The sequence below is a fragment of the Duganella radicis genome (assembly GCF_009720825.1).
In the GTDB taxonomy this organism is placed as follows: Bacteria; Pseudomonadota; Gammaproteobacteria; order Burkholderiales; family Burkholderiaceae_D; genus Rugamonas; species Rugamonas radicis.
The window spans coordinates 1-25,944 of record NZ_WNKY01000064.1 but is presented as its reverse complement, the minus strand read 5'-3'; the positions used below and the strand labels follow the sequence as shown (position 1 = coordinate 25,944).

Sequence of the window (25,944 nt, the reverse complement as noted above, 5' to 3'; positions counted from 1 at the left end):
AGACTTTCGTGGCGTTGACCACGGTCTTAATCCAATTGCAGACTTGCACATTGACGCGTGTTGTAGTTTTTTGGATGTCAAAGAGATGGTGAATTTCATCAAGCAGAACAAGCTTTGTTTCGCACGCCGCTAGGAGTAGGCAGAGGCGATTTGTCATGTGCGCTGTAGTACCCGCCAGCGGGCTGGGGTCGTTGAGCTTCGCGAGCAGACTGGCGGCCACGGATTTAACTGTTGCGGGTGATGGGACGGAAGCATAGAACGCGGGTACAAGCGTCCTCGCCACATGCGAATCAATTCGCATTGACTCCGGCATACTTGCGAGTAGGGCGCGACACACGGTGGTCTTACCCATTCCGCCTTCGCCTAGTAACAAGCTACCGACGGGCTCTCGGAAGAACTGCGTTTTCGCAACGCAATCTTCAATGCCGAGCCGTGCTCTTTCCAACGCGGGATGCCGCACTACAATTTTGTCGAGCTGGGCAACGCGCAAGTAAATATTTTCTTCACTCATGGCGTCACTCCAAGTCCAAGCTAAAGGAATCGTACTTAATTTGTGGCGCGATAATTTTCTGTGACGACCGAGAATCGTCATAAGTACCAAGCGGCAGTCGTTCAGGAGAGGGCGAAGTCTGTTCGGAAGGAGTTATTTCGCAGGAGACGGGAATAGAATTCAGCGGCAGTTGCTCTTGCAGTTTCTTGACATGCGCTTTGCGTCCGAGCCCGCCCGTAATTTTTCGAATTCGACTCTTGGAGGCAAGATTGCAGTCATGAATTCGTTCCAACAATTCCCACCTTGCAATCGCGTTAGCGTGGTGGCCAAACTTGGCGCGGTCGCTGCTGGACATCGCTTTTTTAATGCGCATGGCTTCTGCATGCTCGTAACTGGTCAGTCCGACCGTATATTCAGGATCGACTGAATCGGCTTGGATCAGCAAATCCTTTCTCGCAGGGTGTTGAACCAACACAGAATTCAAGTTAAGGTCATCGATGAGGACGGTGACTCGATCCTTCCCCTGAGCCTCCAGCGTCGCAAGCGCATGAGAGAAATACTCAAGACCTGCGCATCGTACGCGTCCGTGTACGATTGATCGTTGAACAGGGCGGCGAGCGAGAGAATTCACGTCGGCCTCGCTTAACGTCAGCGGAGGCAAAATTTTTACTTGCTCTTCCCACGCGATAATTGGCGCGCGGCCGGTACGAGTATGGACCGTGCGATGATAATGACGTTCAATCCATTCCTCGACAAACGAAGCGATGTCCGCGAGCGTAAAGCAAGCTTGTTTCATTGAGTCATAGTCGCCTCGTTGAGCCGGATTTGAAAATGTCGTCCCTGAAAGCTTCTGGATTAGATCGTTGGTCATCGTTCCGAAGAATCGTTCAATGTGGGGTTTCCCGTTGGGTTCCCGTACCTGAGATGGCGTCACAGTGACGGAAAGCGCTTCGCAAAGACGAGAAAATGCCGAGTTCTTAAATTCGACACCGTTATCGGGACATATCTGTGCCGGAATGCCGCCAGGCAGGCCACGTCCATGGCGGGTCAACATGTCCTTAAATGCGCCGAGTGAAGTAATTGCGCTGGGAGGGAACAAGCTAACGTAGGTTCCAACCACTGCGCGGGTGTTCACGTCAATCATGCACGTCAGGAACGGGCGCCCGAGTACCTCCATGGTGTCAGGGTCAACGATCAGAACATCGAGAGTGTGTGTATCTGCTTCAACAATCGACAAGATCGCGCTTGCCTTGATGGAGCGGCCTGCCGCGCGAAGCACTCGACTTGCCGCTTCTTCACCTCGCTGGGCACGGGCAACTACGTAGGGATCGAGCTGCTTCAGGCGTCGCTGGATCGTTCGCAGCGTAGGCACGCGCGTCTGGGCGTTGTGGGCGGTACACAAGCCCATGCTCGCCAAACGGCCTATCACGTGGTCGCGCACGTCCTTTGCAGTATGCTTCTCTCTCTGCAAATAAAGCTGCTTGATCGCTTCAGCAATCAGCCGTTCGACCTCGATTCCCAGTCGGATTGTACGATTGCCAGAACACCTACGAACGGCCAGCCCGCGCGAGCCGGATTGTTGATACTTGCGTATCCACCTTGCGACTGAGCTGGTCCCCGGAGGGGAAGGATCACCGAACGCGGACGCTACTTGTTCAATTACCGCCCGCAATGGCTCAGTTGCCGTGGGATGAGTAAGCTGCCGAAGCGCGCCTTCAACATAGCGGTGCTTGCGAATAATCGTCGGCGCGGAATCTTCGGTAACTGTCGGCTGCTTACTGTCGATCACGGAAATCGCACCACGACCTTGTAGATCAACAAAATCATCGTAGGGGAGCTGATACTGACGGCCGCCTGCACTTGCCGTGTAGCGAACCATGCCGTGCAAAGCAAAACTGACTTCAAACTGCGCGCCATGAAGTGTGAAGCGCATACCAACACTGGGTTCGAAATGGTTGCTCATCACGCTCTCCCTCGCCGTGACGCATTCGTCCGTGGCGGACTAGACCACTTGCCGTGGAAATCGAGGTAATCTGCAAGGCAGGGAGGAAGATGGTGCGAGGCAAGAAGTTGATAAGCATCGGAAAACCAAGCAAAGGATTTGCTCGCCAAGACTTCCTGTGCCAGCGAAATCTGTGATGGCGAGTATCGCTCAGCATGACCACGCGTATAGCTAAGTAGCGCTTCCTCAAGTGCCCGGCCGCTTGCCAAACTCGTCGCGTCTATTAGACGGAATTCGATTCCGACGCGGTTCAATATGCGCTCGATGTGGGCAAATCGTTGCGCATCATCGGACGAAAGATGAGCAATCGAGGGCTTGATCTCGTGAACCTCAAACATGCCACTCGCGACTTCGACCAGAAAATCAGGGTAGGCTACATGCCGACCGGTGAGCGGTATGCAGAGCGCTTGCGTGCGAAAGCGGGTGACGTGAGATGTGCGTTCAAGTGTGACGGCGTGGGCCAGCTCAAGTCTACTTTCGACGGGAACTGCTCCGCCGCTTTTGATGCTTGAGAAAAGCGCTGTCCGTCGTCCTTTTCCGCCTTGACGTATTCGCCGTTGCCCATGCAGAACGTTTGCAACGTCTGGCCGTTTCTGAAATGCGACAACTACTTGCTCAAGAATTTGTGGTGATGAAATTGGCGACGTTGAGGAAGCGCGCGGCGAGGCCGCATGACTTTTCCCGAGCGTGGACGTTATGCGTGGCACTTGGCCAGCAAATTGATGATCTGACTGCATTCGTGTCTCCCGAACAGATAGGTTTTCCCCGTCCGTGCACCGTGGAAAGGTGTCGTGGAGCGAGGGCATCTTCAAAATGTGAAGACGTGACTTGACTCTGGGCTGTATTCGGAAGACACTACTGGTGCGACCCGTTGTAGGTGTCTTCTGATACTACAGCCGCAGGCGGACCCGAGAGGGTCCGTTTGCGTTTGTGGCTTTTGAGCAGTTGTTTCTTGTGCTATTCCTCCTACTCAGTCATTTGAGTGATCTTCAGGTCGAAGTCGTGGTCTGCATGCCCTTCTTTCATCCCCAAAGCGACAGCAATTCTGTGGCTTTGACCGCGATTCGGGATGTTGGGTGAGCGCAGCACTTGATAAACCATCGTTGGACTGAACCCATTGCGTCGGGCCCACTCAGCCGCAGAAATGCCGCGCAGGCCGAACTCCTTGATTACTTCCGCTGCCGTACGATACATAGTTCGCCCCACGTTTACCAAGACTTGCAACGGACACTACAGCAAGCGCGAATTATCCGCAAGTCATTGATTTGATGAGTTTTTTGTCGTTTCAGTTTTCTAGCAATATGCCAAAAAAATGATCTCTGATATCTGGCATCGTGCGAGAAATAGCATCAGAAGGGAGTCGAAAGGTTGAATCGCTACGGCGACAGCGGGCTTGATTTATTGTCGTTCCGCAGCGTCACCTTTTGAAGTAATGGGAAGGGCGATGGGAATGCCTCGCGCTCCAGCGCGGGCATGTTGAAGTCAATTCAGGATGACCGAAAACGCCCACCTATGTGCGGCAATTTCCTCGCCTCCTCCAGCAAAAGAGCCAGAAGCCGTCGCTTAGTGTTGGCGTTTGCTTTCGGCGAACAACTCGCACAAAATAAGGCGCGCTACTCCTTCAGCGCCCGGACCACCTCTTGCCGATTTTGAGCCGCCGCCATTCATTCGAACCGTCATCCAGTCCGTCGAATCAACACTATAGGAACCGGAGACCTCTTGGCCGCCCACCGAGACCGATATGTCATACCACATTACTGGTTGTGTTTTCCGTTTCATAATTTTCCTCAGTCCAAACACGTTGGTTTGTTGATTGTGCATGCGTTCATGCAGCAGGCATCGTCAACTTAAGCCTTCTTGTTCCACAGTCATTTTGGCATCTTCGACGGCAGTGCTTATTTCGGGCCATCCTGCGGCCAGCGCGTATCTGCACATGCGCGCAACTGTGCTGTCCGATGCAGCACGGCGTAGGTCTTCTGGAATATCGTCGGGATGCATGCGCCATGGCCGCAGAGTCTTTCCGGCAAGCTTAGCGTCCTCAGCGATAAGAGCTGCGATTCGGAACCCTCCTTCATCCACGTCGCCCCAATGACGAACTGGAACTGTTTCAGGGATTGAGGTAAGTAGGCGTTTATACATGGCTCGCCATGCCGGACTTGGAGTGCCGCCTGTGTAGATCAAAAGACATTTCTCATTACATAACCTACGTGCTTCACTGTGAAACGTCGTCAGATTTTCGATAGTTGTAACATAGTCAGGAACGTCGGCAATCCTCAAGAGCGACGGAGCTGCGAAGGCTCCATAAGGTGCGTCCAACACTGCCGTCACGCGTTCGCGGACGACGGTGATCTTTCCAGAAAGCCGTATGGGTTGTTCTTCGCGAAACAGGCCGATTTCCTTCCAAACTTCGTCGCCCGCCCGTGGCACCGCATCAAGGTCATTGGCGAGAAGCACATCGACCGCTGGAGCTAATTTTTCCAGAAGCTTTGTATCTCTAAAAATGCGGTAACTCGCTTCCCGAATGGGAAGAGCAATGGCATCGCTTTCGCGCAATTCACGCGCAAAGCAGAGAACGCGAATTGCATCCAGCCATACTTTCACATCCTCGGGGCCGCACCTACGAACTGTACGAAGTGAGGACCATCGTTCACAGAGTTCGACCAAGACAGGGTAGTTTGCATAATGTGGCGTAAGTGCAGACACTGCCTCGGATAGAACGGCTGCCCGAGGACGTTGGCCCATGAAATCAGCCAATAGTCCCAAGTCGTCAAGTTTGACTCGCTCAATAAAATCATCCGGGGAGCCTTCATTTTCTTTTCCATGGTCCCAGATGACCTTGATAGCGCCATGGGCTCGCGCCGCACGCATGACGGCTTCGAATCCATCCTTGTCCTTTAGCGATTCTGTCTTGCGGTACTCTGACAGATCAAGTGCGGTCAGAATTGGCTGGCGCGAACGCACGCCAGCAGCCGATTTTTCGCCATCCGAGAGAAGCTTGTTCAGAAGCTTTCGAGCAAAAGTTTCCATCGCATTTGGCTCCCGGTTTAAGGATTGGTGCCATCGCGCAATTGCGGTGTACTTGAAGATCGAGACTCATGAGGCGCAAGTGTCGGGGCGAAATTACGAAGTTCCTCCTCAATGAGTTCCGGATGGAATTCCGGCAAATCGCTACGGAAGAGTTCGCGGGCTTCCGCAGTGACATCATGCCCCTCCAGATAGATCACGTTGGTCTTAGCGTCACGCATGATGTCGTAGTAGCGATGCAGGAAGGCCGTCAGAATACCGAGATTTTCTCCGGGGCTTACCATAAGCACCTGTAACCCAATCTCTTCCAAGTAGCGCATAGTAGCAGTAATGTTGGTCATATCCATCTTGTTAAATGCCTCATCAAGAAGGATTAGTCCGAGCCCGTCGCGATGAGTATCGTCGAGACGATACGCTGAAGCGAGCGCCGCTCCTGCAATAACGTACAGTGGCGCACGGTGTTCGCCCCCGGAGCCGGGACCAAGCCGCTTGCTAAGAAAGCCGACGCGCTTGGTGGTGCCCGTAATCGCGTCTTCTCGAAGGATTTCGATATCGAATTCGAAAAATTCGCGGTAGTCATCTAGCGGGCTACGCATACCGGCAGCACCAGTGGCGATTTTGTCGTCCAAGAGATCGCGAAACTGCTCTGGCATCTCACCCGCCGTACCGAAAACGCTTCCATCAGCTCCGTAAGCAGCGACATCCTTAATGAATTTGAGAAGGCGGGCTAACTGGGGGCGCGGATTTGCAACAAATTGATAGCGCTCGCCGTTTGTGAAGACTGGGCATGATTTCAAGGCATTGTTCAACCGTGTAATCGTGCGATCCAACCAGTCAAAGTTCGCATTTAGGAGAACTGCCACGTCTGTCTTGAAAGTTTCTTGCGAGGTTTGATAGGCGTGGTCCATTTCCTTTTTGTAATCAACCAGCTCGATGTCACGTAAGCGAGAGATAAAGTTGTCAAGCCATGCCCGAGACTGCTGCCAGTCACCTAATACATCGCGACTGACGTGTTCGTGATACTTGCTGATGAATTGTCCAAAATTGTTGGCTCCCCGCGATCTTGCGGTTTCCAGCCTACTACGCGCGGTGCGAGCCTGCTCGCCACAGTAGTTCCGCATTTCATCGTATCGCGATCCGAATTGATCGAGGCAGTGATCCCAATTCTGAGATGCGGCGTCAGCGTCGAATTCCGGATTATTCCTTGCCTCTTCGGCATGTGCACTCGCTTGTTGGCAGCTCTCTTCACGTATGCGTTCAGCCTGTGCGGCCGTCGCTGCCGCCGAGTTGGCATCGGACAGGGCCTGATACAGGCCGGTCAGAGCTGCTTGAAGCGCTTTTTCCCGATCTGTTGCCGCGTTTAACTCCATGTTCAGCCGCACATACTCTGCATCCGCTGTAGCTTCGAGGCGTGTGGCAAGCGAAGCTTTTTCTTCGAGCGCACCGTTGATTTGTTTGGCCATTTCGACGGCGCGGTCGATGGTGTCTGATGCATTCAGCCACATGAGATTATTCGCCAGTTGACGAATGCTCGCTTCCTGCTTTTCCAGCGTCGCGAGTCTGGCCTTGAGGCTTGCAATCTGTTGGACCAGCGTTTCACGTTGTTCTGTAGCAGCCCTACCAATGCGGCATCGACCGGATTCGACCGGGAGAATGCGGTCGATGTCGCCGCCATTGACGTACATCCCGTCGCTCATCAATGTACGCGCTCCGGCGAGGGCCTCCGCGTTTGTATGTGCGCGCATCAGGTCGCCAAACTTTGATCGCACGTATGCCACGGCCGCAGGCGAGTCACCATCGATCAATTCCGCGACCGATCCGGGTTTTGGTCGCCAGTTCAGATTCTGACGCGACTCCATGCCCATTTTGACTCCATACAATGGGACCGATCTGTAACATGCGAAGCTTTTGTCTTCCTCACCTGTAGGCACCAGCAGGGCCTCACGATGGGGGCCAAGATAGCCTTCGATCACACCTTGCCAGGCTCCGTCAGTGATGCGAACAAGATCGCAAACTGGAACTGGATTAAGCTTTTCGCGCTGCAAGGCAGACAGGAGTTTCTTGACGTTCTCGCTCAGAGGCGGACGACCTTCTTTAATGCGTTGCAAGTCGTCTTCGGCTTCGCTGAGCTGTTGTCGCAAGCCCTCAATTTCGTGATTGATTGCGCCCGGCAGTCTAAACAGTGTATCAACGGCAGACGCTACAAGCCGTGTCATCGGTTTCAATGCAGTGCGTAAGACATCCGCTGGCATGGCCGCAGCAGCTTTGCCATTCTCTGGCAGCTCAGATGAGCACAATCGCAGACTCTGAGCTGCTTCTTCAAGGTGCTCGCTAGCGGCGGCCGCAGCGAGATGCTGGCGAACGACGGTAAAGAACGCTGTAAGCTCTCGCTCTGCCTTTGCAGCACGCCCACTTGCATCATCGATTGCGGTTTGCAATGCGCCGCTGTCCTGATGGGCCGCGTGACCATCACGGAGGCTGCGCAGACGAATGATGTCTGCACGCGTTCCTTCAAGGGCAGCTAGGCCATCATCAAGATCCTTCTTTGAATCGTCGCGCTTAGACTCCGCCATTGCGCGGCGCATTGTCGCCGCGTCGAGCTTCTCCAATTCCGCATCGCGTGTGCACGAGAGAGCCAGTGCATCCCAAGTGACCGCGCGTCCTGATTCGGTTGCAGCCTTGGAAAAATCTTTCAGAATGACGTCACCATCATTAATCTTGGTCTCTACATGCGCGACCATTTCAGCGAGCCGCTTGAAGGAATCGGTAACGTCCTTAAACTTCTTGATGTTTGTCTGGCGTTTCTCCAGCACGTCGTCACGTACAATGTTATCGACGGTCTTGTCGAATTTCATACGCAAGCCAAAACGGAATGCACGGGTGAATGCTTCTGTAACCGGTGCTCCGCCAGAGCCGCGTAGTGCTAAGAGGTGGGCGCGAATGAAACGCTCGCTGTCGGTGAATAGAATGCTATCCGCATCGAGGCCAGAACGCTGCAAGAGTTGTTGGCGGAAGCTGCGCCAATCGCGTGGCTGTTCTTCGCCGTCAATTGTCTCCAAATGATCGCCCATCGAAAGCTCGTACCCGTGCAACACATAGCGGCCAAGAACTTCATGGCTGTCTTTTTCGATGGACGCATAGATGCAAACCCCTACCGTGATTGGCGTGTTTGTCTCCGAATCTCGAAATAGGAGAGTGATATAGGTAGTTGCTTGGTCACGAACGCGGTCTTCAGAGTTCGGACCATATTGGCCTAAGCAGTATGAACGAATGTTACGGGTGGTAGTGTTGTCGTCGGCCTGCGCATTCAGGGCCAGCAGATTGGAATTTCCGCCGAAGAGCGCGATCTGAGACGCGTCAAGCATTGAACTCTTCCCGCTGCCATTCGGCCCGAAGACGCCCGTGATCTTCTTGATCGAGAACTCCTGCTTTTCATACAGAAAGAACTGGACTACTTTGATGCTTTCGAGATATTTCAATTTGTGTCCCTGTCAGTGTGATTGTCCTCGTTTTCCGGCACCTTCTCGCCACCATCATTCGGGGCAAGGTCAATGGCCCGAACTTCTCTTACGCTTCCTTCATCTTCTTCATTTTCATCATCGTCTGATTCGATGGGAGCGGCCCAGCCTGCAAGGCGGGAGAGCGCGGCTTCGCCCAAGACGACAGTGATTGCGGGGCGGATCATGACGGCGTAGTCCTGACCATGAAGATCAACATCAAGAATTTCTTCATCAGAATCCCCGGAGATGCGTGCGATTCCCCACCGACGTGCCGTCCGTAAAAGATCGCGAAGTTCGGACTTCGACGGAAGTGTGCGGCTTGTCATCATGCGATATTTCTCTTCTAGCTCGACGAGATCGCAGACAACTTCCCCATCATCCGTGACCTCGGCACTGCGTGCGGCTTCGTCGTAGATATTTCTGAGCACAAGGGCGAAAAGTGTCTGGGCTGTGCTCGCTGTACCAGCTTTGCCGTGCATTGGAATGGCATAGGCGTACCTCAGCTCTCGGTTGACTTGTACATTCACTCCAAGTGGCGCGAGTGCAGCTCTGATATCGCGCTCATAGGCTTGCACGATGTGATACGAGGTCCGACTGTGGCGGTCTGCGTAGTACAAGACTTGCTCGTTGATCAATCGATAGGCTGCAACTTCGAACTCGGCCGCGACATGCAGACCTTGTGACCGCGAGGCAAGACTGTCCCAGTAACTGTTCATGACTCGATTTCCTTATTGATGTTTTTGCGGGAGACAAGAAATGATTTACCGCTAATGAATGCATGCGCTTCTTCACTGACAGACTGGGGGATGACGTGAAAACCCGGCACCATGGATCGCACATCCTTTTGCAGCGCGGGACTCTGTGTTCCCATCGCTACCGATACTGTCGCAAGGGTTTGGTAGGCTCTACCGTCGGGTACAGCATTGATCTCCAGTTCGGCACTTCCGACCTGATATTTTTCATCCAACTGCCTAAGCAAAAATGCAGTTAGCTTTGGTGGAGTCATCGCACGCGCATCACGAGCACGCTGCATTAGGTGGGCTCGTGCGATGTCTTCCGGCGCGGGCAAAGCCTTCCTTAGTTTTGAGGGGGGCAGACGCTTGGTGAGCTTGCGGGGCATAGCGAGATTCATCCCGTTGATCATCCCGCCTGCGGCAAACGGGTCACTCATGAGTAGGAGCGTCCCGCTGTTGATGCTGGCAATCGCAGCATTAATAAGTTGACCGATTGGGCGGACCGTACGGACTGAATAGTCGAGATATGCTAAAGCGCGGCGATTCGCGCGGCGGATTTCGTCGTCGAGTCGGTCGAGATATTCGTCGATGCGCGCTAATTCGCGAAGGCGATGCAAGTCGCGTTCATACTGACGTTCCGCACGAGCTATGTCGCCGGGAAACTGCTTCTGTTCATACCATTGGATGAGCCGCGCACGCTCGGATTGCGATTCATCGATTCCCTCTACTGTGCGCAGAATCTGTTGGCGCTTGGACAGGGGATGCTCACGGGTGCGTAATTCTCGATAGTCTCCGATGAATACGCGTTCAATGTAATCGCTAAAAAATTTTGAGAGATACTTTGAAGGAGTTGGCTCCTTGCTGAGTGACTCCATCAAGTCACGAATGATCGTGCTAGTGTTACGGATGTGCTCGAGGAGATTTCGTGCTTGCTGGGCCGCTTCGATAAGGGTATCTCCGCTAGCTTCTTCGCTCTCAACCATCGTAATGAGACCAAAGATCGAATTAATTTTCCCGGAAACGTAGATTGGCCCACTCTCGGCAAATTGCATCAGCAGGTTCAAGAAATGGCTGATGGCTGGACTCATCGTGACGACCTTCTCGGCTCCGTGTCTTCCGCGCCGAAGCCATTCGGTATCGACAAGGCGATTGAAGATCATGTTAGCGTGCGCATTGAGATTGGCGGCTGGAGCACAGCCGTCCTCCACCTCCCAAGCATCGCTATCATCGAGCTCGCGCTCGATGTCCGAAATGATGTCCCGGATAGGGAATCCATCACTGGGTGGCAGAGGTGCATCAGGTCCAAAACGATTCCGGTGTAACCGTGCAAGGATTGACCAATATCGTTCGTGGTTCAGAGATGCAAGCGGCTTGAACAGAGTATCCGGCAACCTTGCAAAAAGAGGAGGCAAGGTCGGGTTCACCGCTCTGATCAGTGTTAGTTCGGGAAGAGCCATTGTTGAATCTCCGAGACGTTTTGGACGGCAAGTTGATAATCTGGCGGTCGCTGCGTCTTCACATTGGTCGCGGCGCGGACATCCTGAACAAAGTATTGGACCAGAGCTGCGCGGCAGGTCTCCACAAGAGCAGCGGTACCGTTCATGTATTCAAATCGGATGACCTCCGCTTGTTCCGCAGACAGATCGGGATGGGCCACCAAAGATATTTTCACTGGTGTCATCCATGCCGTATCGGATTCGGCTGTAAAGTCAGCAGATCGATCCTTGAGGATCGTCGCACTCACAATGCGTCCAAGAGCGAAGTCACGAAAGCCCGCTACTTCGTCGCAATAAGCGCGTACATGCCAACGACGACCTGCGCGAATGAGGCTGTGGGGGCTAATTGTGCGCTCGTGAGGATGAGGATTCTTCATCGAGCGATACGAAATGCTGACCACGCGCTGTTCTCGCGAGGCGGTGTGCATCGTGGAATAGATTAAAGGCCCCGGTGCGGAAACATCAGGGTATGCCGCCCAGACCAGCGATTGTTCAGCTCCAATTGGGGTGGCGTAAGGCATCCCAGCGAGCACAAGGTAATGGGCAAGCTCCACAGCGTTGCTACGACGGTTAGACTGAACTTTGTGCAGGGAGCGAAGGAAGTCCGGCGCTGGGTAGAAATTCTTTGTCTTGGAGTCAAGCACAAGCCAGGTTGGGTGTGCCTTTCTAAACTCTAGGATTAATTCGCTCGCTCGTGCAGTGCTTAATCCGAAAACTTCACGAAGGCGCGAGTTGTTCAACCGCCCCTCCCATCGCAGCAAGAGCTCCAGTTGGTACAGCCGGGAATGCTTTTTTTCGCTATCCATGATGGTTCTTTGGTTGCCTTCGATTTGACACTATGCTCTTGAAAGCCAGATCATCTGGAAAACAAGATGATCTGGAAAACCAGATCATATGAAGAAATAGACTGTATGTAAAGAAATTTCTTGCCTAGGCGAAGCCAAGCTACACAAATGCCTGTAGCGCGGAGGAAATTGAGGTTGGGTGGCGGTCCTTACGGCGGGGGAGCTTGGAAGGATAACGGCCGCTGTTGATCGGGCTGATATCGACTAGCATAGGCATTTGCTTGTCGAAGGGGGCATGTTCGGATGCATACCAAATTCCCGTATGCCCCCGGTCTAATCAACTATGTGTCGTTGGATATCTGATTATGCGTCGCAAATATCCGCGTATGCGTCGCGCGACGGCAATTGGCATGCTGGAATATTAACTTGAACAGACGCCATTTAAAATCAAACACTTGCAAGTTATAGACAAAAAATTGTGTTCCGCATTAACTTGAATAGATCATCTCACCACAAATGGTGGGATGTTGCCGAAAAAATATAAACTTGAACAATACCTTTTGACTCGACTTCGGTACTCGGAACGATACTGGTAGGGCGCACGGACTAAGGCTGTTCGGTAGTTCCCTTAGTAATTCAGCTGCTGCAAAGCGGTGATGTGTTGGCCGTCGTTGAAGTCACAGCAGACACCCCACCATATCGTGGTAAGAGCTTGCTCGGACGGGTGTCAAGCCAACGACCGGTAATTCTCATTTACGACGCGTGGTCTGATTCCTGCCAGATGCTGGACTTGTCGAGGAAAGGGATGCAGTTTGCAGTTGAACTCGATATGTCCGGACAGTGCGCCGTCCAGGTCGAGGGCGCTGACTTTCCGATTCCGTAAGATCTGGTTTGCGAATCCGTCGGAGATCGGGTTCGATATCTGGAGTATCGCGATCTCTCCGGGAGCGAATTTCTGCTTCCGCAGGACACTTGCCTTCATCGAAGCACCGGCATATGAGAATTCGAACTCCGCTCGATCGAGCTCCACCGCGAATGGCGATAAGTTGATGATTTGAAGCCACAGCTGGAACGACGCCGCTTCTCCAAGGTCCACCCTCGCTGCTTCATTACGTGGCATTAGGTCTACGTACTGGAGTGCCGCGAGCCTTTCGCGAGGAAAGAAGTACCTTAGAGCGAATCCTGGCACCCACTTTACGGCAGTCCAAATGCTTTGCACCGGTATTCCATGAAAATCCATCAAATAAGCCCTTCACATATCAAGAACGTTGGATTGCAGTGAAATCTGACCCGCCTCATCCATTAATTCTCAACTAAATCTTGCTCACGTTCAAGTCAATCCTGCTCGACAAATTGAGTGGTGAATTATGTTTTTTCTTGATCGTGTTAAAGATGAAAGGTGAAATTCAGCTACCCTTCCATTAACCGCGCCGTGACGAAACACGGCGAGCGATCTTTACCTGGGCAAACTCGGCGGCCAGAGATACAGCAAGTAACTGAGATGGCGACAGAGCCTATGCCAATCTTCGCGCACCCACCAACGAGTCTGTTCCGTGCCGCTTCGAGCGAAGTGGCACGGCCTGAAAGAATCATTTCCAACTACTCAGTCTTTGAAGACGGCTGAGCCTCTATGTCTAAAGGTCTGCGGAACCATACTACAGGTATCGTTTTAACTGCTGCTCGCTGCCAGTGATGGCTGTAGGCGTGTTTACTTAGAGGTTTTTCTTCAGAGATTGGCAGCCTCCAGAACGGCTCCCCATCATGCGACTTGAGTTGCTGAGGTAATGCCATGATGTGATCTCCCATCCAGTTCTGCCACTGACTTTTCTGTCTTGTCACTGTGGGAATAGCAGTGAACAACGGTGTGCTCACTTGTAGATCACTCATCAAAAAAGATCGCCAAACTTTGTAATACATCGTGAAGACCTGCTTTGTTTTTCGGCTGTCGATCAAGCTGAAGGAGAGGAACGACTTCAGCGATGGATAGAAGGCTTTCTTCACATAAAGATCGTGATTGGCAGCTGCCGCTGCAATATGCTCTACGGCTGTAGCGATACGATCTTCGCTCAACTTTTTACCTTCGAGATGTTCCAGTAGAAGGAAATAAATGTGCCATAACTGCCCGCTCTTATTTCGGTTCGGGAAGGTATACATCGCAAGCGTTGCGACCGTTTGAAACAGCAGTGCTGGAATCATTGAAGGGTCAGGCGGGACATCCTGTTTAACAATCGCTTTCTCATGCCATATCACCATAAGCGAAGCAACTGCCATTGCAGTCATCTTGTGCTGGTAGAGCATCGTGATTATTAGATGGCTTGCGTGGTGCATGACGCCTGCAAAACCTGGCCCCGTTCCATTCCACAAGCCATCGAAAATAGCAGAACTCGATTCATCCTCTCGTATCGCTTTAGCACCCTCGGCAACGCTCTTGATAGTCAGTATCGAGTCCGGTAGGCTCGCAATCTGCCATCCTGGCTCAATGCTTATCCTCACGCCCCAACTGCATAACATGCCGATCCTACGAGATACTTCTTTCGCGGTCAGCAATCCATTTTTTTCCATCGCTGCCAGGACGTCGAGGGTGCAAATGCTAGGTAAATCCTGCTTATATCCCTTGCAATAGACTCGCATGATCGCGTCATCGCAATAGAGAAGATATGGAGCCTGAGATACAAAGCTCTTCACTTCATTGGTGATCCGCAAAAAATCGATATCTCTATCCTCTGAGTCAGGGAGGATTGCTCTTGGTTGAAGGATCTGGTCAAAGTTATTTTGAAGCACCTGCTGGATTGCTCGACTTTTCTCAATCTGATTTGACCCAGCAATAGGATCAGACAGGCGACCAAGATGAAACATGGTTCGCTGTGGAATTGCAACCTTGGAGAAGAGCTTAAAGATCAGATCCAGAATTTCAAGGTCGTGAGCTACAAAGAGCGAGGTCATATCCATCAGAGGAACACGGTCCTTCATCTGCTCCCACGGATAGGCACCCCACTGATCGAAGACCATCTGCAGCAGAAATTGCGGATCACTCCCTTTAGCTTGTTTGGATATCTCCCACAATTGAAGAACATCGCGGATGTCACTGAAGAAGTTGTGAGGGCGCCATAGGAATGGAGCTTTCATCCCTTGTTGTCTAAGTTCCTCCCTCCGTTGCTGCTTCAATGCCAAAGTTTCGGGAGTATCTCCCAAGACATTCATGATGGTTTCCAACAGTTGGTCTGGAGTAGGGTTCTCTGGGAATGTCCCGACCTTCATTACGGAGGAGTGAGGGAACCTCTCGCCGTACTCCGTCAGTCGCCGTTGATACTCCTCCAGTTCGACTGGATCGGGATCGCCCGTTATTGGCGAAAGAGCGATGGACATTAGGAATATGCCTTCATTGGTCTCATCAGTCGGATCGGTCAGAGCTCCCATTCGCCAAGCGATATCATGAGCTCGCAAATCAGAAGGGTCATTGGCCCTCACCAGATTGTGCAGCACTCGCAAATGATCTCTTTTCTTGTCCTTATCTTTTTCTGCCGCTACCATAATCTCGGTGGCGCGAATCGCCTCCTCGATAAATCCGCAGCGAATCATGATGTCGATGTAAGCTCCAAGAATGAACTCATCATTCGCTCCATTAGCCACTAGCGGCGAGAGCAAACTTCTAGCCTCTGCGGTTCGGCCTAAGCGATCAAGAGCAAGTGACTCAATGGCCACCAATGTTTGATTATCTGGGAACCGGCTCCGCTCTCTTGAAATCAAAAGAAGTAGCTCATCCCACTTGTTCAACGTGGCGTATGCTTGGCTTAACTGGAGAATCGCATCTAAAGGGAGAAGTCGTTGCTCAATCAGTAGCGGAGCCAGCTCTACAACTTTTTCAGCTTCTTCAACACGAAGAGAGTTGAAGTCATAGAACAGCTGAATCGCTATGCCTAATGGACGCTGATGTTCATTGAAGCTCTTATGCAAATCATTCAGAGCTTCGAGCCTGTTCCGTTTTTTCGCAATATCCAAGGCATAGGTCAAGATTGAGCGATGAACGATCAGCTCAGGCGTTGCTTCAAATAGAGGCATCCACTTCCTCACTAGGTCCGTTCTGATGACGCGATCTGCGGAGATAATGGCGGCGGTAAGGCTCTCCGCATACATGGGGTCATCGGCATCGAAACTATTTACGTGAGCTTCAAAGAACGCGATGCAGTCATTATCACGCTTCATCATATGAAGCAAAAATACTTGTCGTAACCGTGTCGTTGCATTGGCTGGCTGGCGAAGGTTCGCCGCTAAAGCCACATCATATTTCTTGGTCTGAGCAGCTAGTGACTCCACTGAAGCTTGAAGCACTGGCATGCTGGTTCTTTTCTCTGCGGCGGCGTTGAGTTGTCCTAGAGCCTCCTCTTCTTTTTGCAAGATGGATGCAGCCGCCGCAATGACATCGGCAATGAACTCTGTATTTGCAGGCCAGCCAGCAGCACGAAGCCCTTCCATCGCTGCTTTCATACCATCCCATGCAGTGGCCAGTAAAGCGAGATTTGAGTTTGGCCGGCCGGTTAGTGGTAGACGTATGTGGTTGCTTGGCGGCTCTTCATCATCCACAGCTAAATGAAACTGAGCCTTGGCCTTGAGAGTGATGAAGAGCAGACGAGTTGCCTGCTTGACGTCAGAGAGAGCTAGTCCTTGATCGCAGACTTCGACAGCCTCTTGCCATCGGCCTCGCATCGTTCTAAAGACGGCTTTAGTCGATAGCTGCTCAGAGCCCGCAAACGAACTCAGAACTTCCTCCACCTCTTTGTCTCTTTTTTCGGTCGCAAAAAGACGAGCTTTAACAGCTAGGATTTCAGGTGCAGAAGAAGTGAGCAGTGGATAGATATCGTCAAAAGTGTTAGGGCCGTCAACAGAGTAACGAAACGCCATCTCCGTCTCAGCCCACGCGGCAAGATGCCTTGCGTTGTTGGGAGCGGCTTCAGTGGCCCGTTTGAAGGCACGGCAGGCTTCAGCTTGATCAAGATTAAGTAAATGCAGTCGCCCAGTCAGATGCCAGTATTCGCCAATTTCTAAGGGCTGGGCTGATTGCAGTTGATGTCCTGCTTGTACAAGCATCTCTTGAGCTCGCCCCAAGTCTGCACTGACGAGATATCTGTCTACCTCGAAGAGATACCACGGCATGGAGCCTACTGGCCTTGTGGGCCAAGTAGATGTCGGCTCTTCTGCAAGAGACTCGAAAAGAGCTGGGCTTCGTTCAGCGAGGCCACGCGGAAGCTTTTCCAACAGAGCTAGTCGAGAGCTGGCATCTAACGAAGGATTCTTTTTTTCTAGGGTGACATTCAAGGAGCCGCCAAGCTTGGCTAATGTTCTAAATTGCTCCAGGTCTTGAGATAGATTCGTGTCGTCATTCAATACATTTGATTTGGGCACGTGCAGCGTGACGGAGACCTGCTCATCGGGTAGTCCGCGAGTATCGACTCGCTTCAGCTCCGCATGAATCCAAACGAAATACAGTGGGCAATCGATGGCCTTGACGGCAACACTGAGGTCACAGAGGACTAACAGAATCGGTTCAGTAAAGCGAGCGAAGTAGCGAACAGTAGATGCTTTGAGCGTGACAGAGAATAGCGTGCCTTCTGCATTCAAATTGGGCACGGTGGTGCCTTTCAATTGCACGCGAAACATATCCGTCGCTTGATTGTTCTCTATCGTCTGCACCTGATAGTCGACGCCAAAGTCGTCCGTGCCCCCCACGTTCTTTGGAAGCCAGTTTTCTGGGCAACGAGCACCGAAGCACTTGTCCGCTCTCGCCCCAATACTCTGCGAATCACTGGAGATAGGTAATTGACCGGTTCCAGACATTTCTTCTTCCCTCTAGTCTTGTTTTTGCGTGCGGCTTACTGACATCATGAAAAAATTGCTACTAAGCCTAATACTTTTCAGTTTGGTATGGTAGTTTACAGTCAGTTATCAAAGCAATAATTACCTATGTGGGAGAGATAAGGAATTGACGAAATTGGCTAATGATGTGCGCAAAAAAAAACCGTTGAGCGACACGGCGAAGAATTCGCAAAACCTAGAAAGCGTCTTTGATTTAGCACTCACTTCCATCATTCAGGGATTTCCAGTATGAGCATTTTCTCCGTGCCCCGGTCTAAGCTGACCGTCTACGATGCAGGCCAAGGCATCGACCTCATGAAGAAGCTCTTGTGGGCAGAAGCTTGGCGGGTGGGCATCCCTCGCCAGGATGTCAACATCAGTGAAGCGATTACTGTAGCTGATGGAGGTATCGATGCGAGCATCAACACAACCAGCAAACACGGCTCCATTCTGATTGCGGGTCAAACCCATTATCAGATTAAAACAGGTGAGTCTTTCAAGCCTTGGCAGAAGGCACAAATTCGCACAGAGCTTTTTGGAGAGGAACAGCCTGAGCTTCAATTCCTTGGTCCGCAAACGAGGAGAGGACTGGAGCAAGGTTTCGCTTATTCGCTCGTCACAACGGGCCACGATCTGACAACCGAGCAGCGGGATCAGGCGAAAGACTGGCTCGCTGAGTATTTCTCCGTATGCGGTTTCCAAAATGTATCCATTCACGTTCTAGGCGCCGGAGAAATAGCTGGCGTGCTAGAACTGCACCCGTCACTATGTTTGGAAATCAATGGTCTGAGCCACATCCGATTCCAGACCGTGGGCTCTTGGAGGGCCAACTCTGATATGACGCCAAGCCTATCGCTTGGCTTTGAGCAGAAGCAGTTTATCGAGCAGTTACGGGCGACGTTGGAGGACACCGGCATCCAGCACGTTCGGATTGTTGGCGAACCTGGGATTGGAAAAACACGGCTAGTCTTAGAGGCTGTGGCAGGCAATGAATCTATGAGTGCTAGCACGATGTATTTTAGGCAGGCCAGCGACTTCCAAGATCAGTTCTTAAATGACCTGATGCGAGAGGGGCAGCCTCGATCCCTGATACTCGTTATTGACGAATGTGAGGATCGCGAACGCTCAGAAATATGGTCCGCATTGAAGGATCGGCCAGGCGTCAAACTTGTCACCATTGACCACGGCCCCGGCACCACTGGCGGCGTCGGCATGCAAACCCTTCAAGCACCACTGCTGGAAAGAGAGCAAGTCGAAAGCATACTTCGCACCTACCTCCCAGGAAATCAACTTCTGTCAAATTGGGCTATGTGGTGCGAGGGCTCTGCACGAGTAGCACACGCTCTCGGAGAGAACCTCAGAGATCATCCTGAGGACATACTTCGCTCTCCTGGGACCGTGCAAATATGGGACCGATTTATCTCTGGGTATGGCACAGATGTAGAAGGAGGTCGAGCTAAAACGGTGCTAATGCATATCGCATTGTTCGAGATGTTTGGCTATCGCAAGCCAGTTCAGGAAGAGGCTGACTTTGTTTCATCCTTGGTCCAGAAAACTGATCCGACGATCACTCGTTCAAAGTTCGATCAGATCGTGCACTACTACTTACAGCGGAGAATCTTGCAAGGGGACCGAACCTTAAGGATCGTTCCTAAAGCACTCCGCATTTACCTCTGGCGAGAGTGGTGGCAAAACTTCGGTGCGAGTGCTGATGTTCTGGATATGCTCAACACGATGCCCAAGTCTTTGCATCGTTGGTTCATGCACTCCTTCGTCTATGCACAGGATGTGACACACGCACTCAGTGTAGTCCAAGTCCTGCTTGACCCCAGCAATGGCCTCTTTGCGGATAAAGCGGTGATGGCTAGTGAAGTCGGGGCTGGCTTCATTTCCGTTCTAGCACAATCAGCACCCGCCGAGACGCTCACTCTCCTGCGAAGTATCTTGAAGTGGACCGATGATGACTTGACCGCTATTCGGAGAGAGCGGCATAGCTTGGCACGAGCACTGTCTTACATCGTAGTTTGGCAGCCCCATTTCAGAACTGCTGCAAGAATTCTTGCGAGACTTTCTTTCGGAGAAAGCTCGAACTATTCCAACAACTGCCGTGGCACATTGAAGAAATTGTTTATGCCATTTGGTGCCCCAACGCAGACACCATTTGGAGAGCGGGTGCCGTTGGCGTTAGAGATGCTCGCAGATCAAAAAGACTTTATGCGAGAGATCGGCCTTGATACTACTTCAGCCTGCTTAAATGTGCGCGGAGGAAGCCGCGTCATCGATGTGGAGTTTCAGGGATCCCGCCCTGAGATTGTTTTCTGGTACCCGAAGCTATGGACTGAATTAACAGAGCCTTGGAGCAAAGTCGTTGATGGACTGCTGAAGTCACGCACCTCCGTTGATGAACTCTGGAAAAACAAGGTCGATAAAATTCTGATTGAGGGAGCAGGAGACCTACTCAAGACGAACGTGCTACACGAGCTTTGTATCCAAACGCTCAAGGACCTCGCCACTGAACGAAAAAATTTCGATCAGATTTATCAGCTCTTGACGAACATCGGCAGATATCCCCCCGAGGCTTTGGAAGCAGATGTGCTCGAAAAAATAGCCCAGCTTAGAACTCACATGGATGGGTCTGATTTTCATAGCAGGCTCTTGCGGCATGTGCTGTCAGCTATATGGGACGACGATATTGAGGAAGTCGTAGATGGTGGCATTGAACGACGAGCTCAGAGGATTCGGTCATTGGCGGAAGAAGCAGTGGCAGACTTGAGTCTACTGCGAGCCGCTTTGCCAGAACTATTTGCGAATGATGTAGTGCGCCAGGGAAGCCAGTTTGGTGAGTATTTGGCCGCCTCCTTCGGAGATGACCGATTTGACCAGGAGATGCTCAGCTACGCCACTGAGCACTCTGAGAAATGCGAGCATCCTTTCTTATGGGGATACTTACGAGGAGTCTTTGCGATTGATCCAGCCCGGTGGGAGGCTCTCTCATTGACGCTCCTGGCGAATCCTGCTCGGTGGATCATCTTGGCCGTAGTGGACTCTGGAGCAAGCCCGGCGGTCTTTGAAAAGCTTCTTGAAATTCATGAGAATAGTTCTGACAATTCGTCATGGATGTGCTTGCTGGGTCGTGATCCGATTCCCGCCTTGATAGGGCAAGATCGTATTCGCCGGGCGATCCAGGCTCTTCTTGATAAGGACGCTGATAAGAACGCTGTTAGCTACCGAACAGCTATGCAGATGGCGGAGTGGACCCTTTGCAAGAGAGATGATCCGCTGGACCTTCCAGTGGCAATAGCCGTTCTTGCTGCTGGAGCCGATCATGACGCTGATGTTATGTCAGATCATTATTGGAGCTTGGTGGCTAAGCGACTTTTGAAGCTTGCTCCTGAATACAAGATCGAGCTGTTCCGATTACTGATCCAGGGCACGAAGTCGTTTGGAGCTATCAGTGCTGGCGGAAAGATCAGTAGAATCGCCTTCGATATTTGCAAGGAACATCCAACTGAGACGTGGCCTATCGTGGCTCAAGCCCTGCTATCCGACAAATCATATGTGTTTAGGATGTGGCTTGGTGATGAGGGGATCAGAGGCGATCCGGTTCCTCCTGCAATCACAGCATTCAAACCGGCTGACATCTTCGCGTGGATTGATGAAGACCGTGTAGAGCGGGCCCACAAAATTACAGACGTGCTACCTAAAACTTTGGAGGTAGAGAACGGGGGCGAACTTACACGAGACTTCTTGACTCGATACTTTGATATTGAAGGCATCGGTGAAGCTGTCATGTTCCACTTTGGAAGTGGAAGCTACAGCGGGCCGAGGAGCCTTCATTTAGCTCAGCGTCGTTCTAATGCACAAAGATGGATGGCTCAAGTTGGTATCTCTGCCGTGGGCGACTGGCTAGAAGACTACGTGCAAAAGCTGAGCAAAGATATCGAGAACGAAAAAATTAGGGAAGAACGCAGCTTACGGTGACTTATCCGTGGCCGTAAATCAATAGATAGAAGATCAAAGATGTCGATAGATAAGACTAAAGAGAATCTCAAAGAGCTGATCGCTGATGAAGGCAATCGAGTGATAGCTCTGTCGGGTAAATGGGGCACTGGGAAAAGCTATCTGTGGAAATCAGTGCAGGAAGATGCTGGGTTGGATTCAGTGAAGGATGCACTGTATATCTCGCTTTTCGGCATCAGGGATATCAGCCAACTAAAAGTCAAGCTCGTGCAAGGTGCTTTGGCTGACCCTAATGGCAGTGGGAAGATTATGCAATGGATTAACGATAGCTGGCAGCGTTGGGGGAAGCCTCTCAGAGCCTTGAAAGCAAATGCTAGTGACGTTATCGATGAGCTTGCACTTCTTGCGGTGCCAAAAATTCTCAACGAGCGGTTTATCGTGCTGGACGATATCGAGCGAAAACACGACAAGCTTGATATCAGTGAAGTGATGGGGTTCATCGATGAGTATACTCAAAAGCACAAGGCCCGCTTCCTGTTGATACTGAACTCAGATCAGCTTGCTGATAAGACGATGTGGGACACGCTCCGAGAGAAGATCATCGATTATGAGGTCGTTCTCAATACCTCGCCCGAAGAGGCCTTTCTCATCGCATTGGAGGCTCATCCTTGTGTCTATGCTCCCTCAGTCAGTGATGCGGTCAAGAAGTGCTCCATCACGAACATTCGTATCATCCAAAAAATTATTCGTGCTGTGAATCGGCTTCTTGCTAATCGGGGTGTGCTTAACGATGCAACTCTGGCGAGAGTTATTCCTTCAACGGTTCTGCTTGGAGCCATTCATTACAGAGGTATACCGGATGGGCCTGATGCCAAGTTTGTTTTGTCGTTTAACATAGACTCCCATCAGCAGGCGAAAGAGTTCAAAGGTAAGATGGGTGCTGACCGCACGCAGCGAGATCGACTCGAAGACCAATGGGCCTTGTTGATGGGGCGTCTTAACATTCCTAACTGCGATGAATTCGAAGCCGTGGCCAACTCTTTTTTTGAAACAGGTCTGATCGAAGAGGGCAAGTTGAAGTTTGTTATTGACCGGTATGTGGCGGAGGCGATGGCAGACTCTACACGGCAGCGAGTCGAAGATTTCATCTATAAGATAACTTGGAACCCTGAAATATCGGATCATGAGCTTTTGCTTCAAGCAGAAGCACTGATTCCAGAAATGCACACCATGGATCCATACTATCTAACCTCAGTGCATGCCACTGTCTCCCAGTTGCCGGAAGGTAAGCCTGTAGCAGAACGGATGATTGAACGGTGGCTCGAAAATTATAGAGAACATGAGACCTCTAGATTCGAAGGTGATTACATTCTTAATCGGGGACTTCATCCAAAGATCGCAGAAGAGTTTGAAGCGGACAAGGCTCGTATCTATCCCGCCTTGTCTTTGCTCGACGTGTGCAAACGAGTTGAGCAAAAGGGAAATCCTGAAGATCGCGATGAGAAGACGATGAAACTTTCGACACCTGAACAGTTTGAGAACGAGATTCGAGCCTTGTCGGGGAAGGATCTACAAACGTTCATGATGAAAAATTTTGAGTTCTATTCAAATCGAGAACGCTTTGCTTACCCCTTCGGGATGGCTATGGAAAATTTTGTGTTGGCCTGCCGCACGATCTGCAAAAAAAATGATGACCTAAAGCGGGCCAATCTCATTCGCCATCTGTTTGATCGTTACGCCTCCAGTAGTGATCTTCTAGATGAATCAGGCCTCCCAGCGACACCGCTAGAGGCAACCCGCAATCGTCTCAAGCAGCACTGAATGGAGTTGATTATTTTTTCTTGCACGGCTCAAAGAACTGTCCAATGGCGGAGCGGCTATCTCGTATGGATTGAGGCAAAGTATTATGTGACTAGCACAGCAATGGCATGTTCACTCAAGTAGCGCACTCACCCTATTGCGCATGATTCCGTTTTTAACGCGGAGGCGTTCTGCAAATTACTTCACCTCGATAGCGCACCGTCCAACATCAGCCATTTTGTGGGTTTGTCTAGCCCCAGGAATTTCTCGCCCAACTTCGCCGTGCCTTCTTCGGGCTTTCTCAAGGTCCTGAGGTACAAATCCTCGTTGGACCTCAGATGCATCTCGCGCACTCGATCCAACTCGGTTGTCTTCAGGGAGCATGCTTGGCGCCAAACCAACGCACGTCGGTCGGCAAGGCTGAGGAATACTTGCCATGCCGCGTAGGCGCTGTCCGAATCGGTAGCGCCGACGAACCTGCTCCACCAGTACTTCGCCAGGGCCCCTCTGTTGGTCCACTCTAGCATACTGCGCGCGAGAATTTCTGCCGAGCCCACAGGCAAGCCTTCCGGCCACTGCAACTTATCCACTGTCGGGAACGCGTTGAAGCCCTTTAAGACGATAGCCCGCTTTTGTCTCCATAGCACATCTGAAGCTTCATCCTCCGCAACCAACGCATCGAGCCATGAATGACGGCTGTGCATCCGCGCCGCAATGACCAGCTCCAAAATGTCTTGGTCAGTATTGCAGTGTTGAATCGTCGCTAGGTCGGCACGTGCAGCTAGAACCTCGTTGGAATCAGGCGCCCGAAAGGCTATGTGGATCAGCTCGTGAATATTGGCTGCTCCGTTGAAGCGGACCCTCAAACTTTGGAATAGGGCACGCCAGAGTCGCAGCCCTTCCTTCGGATCGTGTCTAAGCAGTACATCGCAAAGGCACAAATACAACCCCTCCGCAAGCTGAACCCGTCGCTGAAACTCCTTCGATTGAGCATCTGCACCCTGTAGGAGCAGCTGCCAAGCAGTCGGCGCAGCTTTGTAGGCAGCCTCCACTACCTTGAACTCGAAAGTGTGCAGGTATAAGCTGTGCCCCTGGCGACGCATCCTTTCGATGGTCGCCGCCGCGTCCTGCGCAAGCTGCTGCATGCGTTTGCTCACCTCATCAGGATCTCTCGCCGCTCGCTTGAGTGCAGCCACCAAGTCTCCCGTTAATTTGTCGGGCTCTCTGACCAAGACACGAGCCATTTCCGACGGGTGGTTAGGCATGCGGACTGATAGTATTCCCTCCAGCTCCACATCTGATTGTAAGGGAGAGCCCATTACGGCAAGCAGCCGATGGGTCACGAATTCGAGTTCGGCTTGAACAGAACCCCGGCTCACAGCTGCCTCCAGCCACAGCCATGGCGCGATAAGGGGTAGTACGTCAACGAGGTCGAGATGCTTGCTGGCCGCAGCCAACGCCTGGCTGCCGTAGTGCGCTGGCCAAGGATCAGCTGCATCCGCCTTCCAGTTAATTGCAAGCAGTTCTCGCCCAGTAACTTGGGGTGCACATAGACCAAGAGCGACGAAAGCGATACCCCGCACCTCCCGCGTCTCACTCCTAAGATAGGGCAATAGATTCTGCGCAAGTTCGTCAGCGCTCTTCGTGCCTTGATGCGCCATAACTTGCATGACAATGTAGGCTGCCTTGTCACGAGCCTCCGGCCCGGTTTCTTGAAGAAACGAACCCAGCTGGGTTGCGTCAGCGGGCCTCACCATGCCGACAAGGCCATTGAGGAAGTGATATTCGTCGGCCTCTAGCAGCAATTGTAACTGCTCGCCCAGGCCCTTGTGCAACAGTTCCAGCTCCAAGCTCCATGTGTTCGCCAATTGATTACGCTCGCTAGCCGAACTGGCGGTTCGGAACCGCGCAAACTTGGCAGCGCATTTCTCGTCTGCGACCAAGAGAAGCTCGGATGCGGCAAGTGCTGCCCAGTACTTCTCGCCCTCTCTTCTGTCGGTCAGTGCGCTTAGCCATCGACGCGTCATGTCCGCTAGTTGCGCAGGCGCAAAGCGTGACCCTAGACTCACCAGCCGCTCCAAGTTATATTCTTCGACCGTTTTCTGTCCGGAGGTATTGATCCTAGCGAACGTCTGGAGATTCAGCCCTCTGATGATGGCCTGAAGCAGTTCATCTGGAAGCTTAAAGTCCGGTAGAGCCAAAAAGCGCGATAGTCGGTCCAGCTTCTGCCAGGTATCAAGCTCTGTGTCATCGAGCACAGCGCCGATGTGTCTTAACTCTAGCTGAAAAAACGACCGGCCGGG

15 protein-coding genes are annotated in these 25,944 nt (G+C 51.9%); 2 read left to right on the top strand and 13 right to left on the bottom strand.

Annotated features, from left to right (window positions below; all coding sequences use genetic code 11):
- From GM676_RS29435 to GM676_RS29380, 12 genes are all read right to left on the bottom strand, one after another.
- The coding region (locus tag GM676_RS29435) for a TniB family NTP-binding protein (RefSeq protein WP_155468049.1) at positions 1–511 on the bottom strand (511 nt) is incomplete at its 3' end.
- 4 nt (positions 512–515) lie between these two features.
- On the bottom strand, positions 516–2,453 hold the full coding sequence (locus tag GM676_RS29430; RefSeq protein ID WP_155468047.1) for a TnsB C-terminal domain-containing protein: 1,938 nt from the start codon (positions 2,451–2,453) through the stop codon (positions 516–518).
- Positions 2,453–3,229: a hypothetical protein gene (locus tag GM676_RS29425; protein ID WP_155468045.1), complete on the bottom strand. Its 777-nt coding sequence runs from the start codon at positions 3,227–3,229 to the stop codon at positions 2,453–2,455. Before GM676_RS29425 ends, GM676_RS29430 begins: the two co-directional genes overlap by 1 nt.
- 229 nt (positions 3,230–3,458) lie before the next feature.
- On the bottom strand, positions 3,459–3,686 hold the full coding sequence (locus GM676_RS29420; RefSeq protein WP_155468043.1) for a DNA-binding protein: 228 nt from the start codon (positions 3,684–3,686) through the stop codon (positions 3,459–3,461).
- Between the two features lie 369 nt (positions 3,687–4,055).
- Complete coding sequence (locus tag GM676_RS29415) at positions 4,056–4,313, bottom strand: hypothetical protein (protein WP_155468041.1); 258 nt, start codon at positions 4,311–4,313, stop codon at positions 4,056–4,058.
- Between the two features lie 21 nt (positions 4,314–4,334).
- Positions 4,335–5,519, bottom strand: a complete 1,185-nt coding sequence (locus tag GM676_RS29410) for a DUF2399 domain-containing protein (RefSeq protein ID WP_155468039.1) — start codon at positions 5,517–5,519, stop codon at positions 4,335–4,337.
- Positions 5,520–5,536: 17 nt separating this feature from the next.
- Entirely contained in the window at positions 5,537–8,995 is a 3,459-nt protein-coding gene (locus GM676_RS29405; RefSeq protein WP_155468037.1) for an SbcC/MukB-like Walker B domain-containing protein, read from the bottom strand.
- Positions 8,992–9,732, bottom strand: coding sequence for a DUF4194 domain-containing protein (locus GM676_RS29400; RefSeq protein WP_155468035.1), 741 nt, complete (start codon positions 9,730–9,732; stop codon positions 8,992–8,994). The genes GM676_RS29405 and GM676_RS29400 overlap by 4 nt, the downstream gene beginning before the upstream one ends.
- Positions 9,729–11,207: a Wadjet anti-phage system protein JetA family protein gene (locus GM676_RS29395; RefSeq protein WP_155468033.1), complete on the bottom strand. Its 1,479-nt coding sequence runs from the start codon at positions 11,205–11,207 to the stop codon at positions 9,729–9,731. Before GM676_RS29395 ends, GM676_RS29400 begins: the two co-directional genes overlap by 4 nt.
- Positions 11,189–12,052 (bottom strand): helix-turn-helix transcriptional regulator, encoded by an 864-nt coding sequence (locus GM676_RS29390; RefSeq protein WP_155468031.1) that lies wholly within the window; start codon positions 12,050–12,052, stop codon positions 11,189–11,191. The genes GM676_RS29395 and GM676_RS29390 overlap by 19 nt, the downstream gene beginning before the upstream one ends.
- A 706-nt stretch (positions 12,053–12,758) precedes the next feature.
- On the bottom strand, positions 12,759–13,151 hold the full coding sequence (locus tag GM676_RS29385) for a hypothetical protein (protein WP_155468029.1): 393 nt from the start codon (positions 13,149–13,151) through the stop codon (positions 12,759–12,761).
- A 479-nt stretch (positions 13,152–13,630) separates the two neighbouring features.
- Positions 13,631–17,863 carry a DUF4365 domain-containing protein gene (locus GM676_RS29380; protein WP_155468027.1) on the bottom strand — a complete coding sequence of 1,411 codons (4,233 nt, stop codon included), beginning with the start codon at positions 17,861–17,863 and terminating at the stop codon, positions 13,631–13,633.
- 267 nt (positions 17,864–18,130) lie between these two features.
- On the opposite strand from GM676_RS29380, the gene GM676_RS29375 reads away from it, so the two are divergent.
- Entirely contained in the window at positions 18,131–21,862 is a 3,732-nt protein-coding gene (locus tag GM676_RS29375) for a P-loop NTPase family protein (RefSeq protein ID WP_155468025.1), read from the top strand.
- A gap of 39 nt (positions 21,863–21,901) precedes the next feature.
- A complete protein-coding gene (locus GM676_RS29370) occupies positions 21,902–23,662 on the top strand; it encodes a hypothetical protein (RefSeq protein ID WP_155468023.1) in 1,761 nt (586 codons plus the stop codon).
- A 182-nt stretch (positions 23,663–23,844) separates the two neighbouring features.
- Here GM676_RS29370 and GM676_RS31655 read toward each other — a convergent pair.
- On the bottom strand, positions 23,845–25,944 hold a 2,100-nt coding region (locus GM676_RS31655), incomplete at its 5' end, for a hypothetical protein (RefSeq protein ID WP_170304381.1).

Excerpts from the sequence above, each read along its gene's own strand:
- GM676_RS29370 (WP_155468023.1), top strand. The coding sequence starts at position 21,902 with ATGTCGATAGATAAGACTAAAGAGAATCTCAAAGAGCTGATCGCTGAT.
- GM676_RS29395 (WP_155468033.1), bottom strand. The coding sequence starts at position 11,207 with ATGGCTCTTCCCGAACTAACACTGATCAGAGCGGTGAACCCGACCTTG.
- GM676_RS29385 (WP_155468029.1), bottom strand. The coding sequence starts at position 13,151 with ATGCCACGTAATGAAGCAGCGAGGGTGGACCTTGGAGAAGCGGCGTCG.
- GM676_RS29420 (WP_155468043.1), bottom strand. The coding sequence starts at position 3,686 with ATGTATCGTACGGCAGCGGAAGTAATCAAGGAGTTCGGCCTGCGCGGC.
- GM676_RS29390 (WP_155468031.1), bottom strand. The coding sequence starts at position 12,052 with ATGGATAGCGAAAAAAAGCATTCCCGGCTGTACCAACTGGAGCTCTTG.
- GM676_RS29425 (WP_155468045.1), bottom strand. The coding sequence starts at position 3,229 with ATGCAGTCAGATCATCAATTTGCTGGCCAAGTGCCACGCATAACGTCC.
- GM676_RS29375 (WP_155468025.1), top strand. The coding sequence starts at position 18,131 with ATGAGCATTTTCTCCGTGCCCCGGTCTAAGCTGACCGTCTACGATGCA.
- GM676_RS29430 (WP_155468047.1), bottom strand. The coding sequence starts at position 2,453 with ATGAGCAACCATTTCGAACCCAGTGTTGGTATGCGCTTCACACTTCAT.
- GM676_RS29400 (WP_155468035.1), bottom strand. The coding sequence starts at position 9,732 with ATGAACAGTTACTGGGACAGTCTTGCCTCGCGGTCACAAGGTCTGCAT.
- GM676_RS29410 (WP_155468039.1), bottom strand. The coding sequence starts at position 5,519 with ATGGAAACTTTTGCTCGAAAGCTTCTGAACAAGCTTCTCTCGGATGGC.
- GM676_RS29380 (WP_155468027.1), bottom strand. The coding sequence starts at position 17,863 with ATGTCTGGAACCGGTCAATTACCTATCTCCAGTGATTCGCAGAGTATT.
- GM676_RS29415 (WP_155468041.1), bottom strand. The coding sequence starts at position 4,313 with ATGCACAATCAACAAACCAACGTGTTTGGACTGAGGAAAATTATGAAA.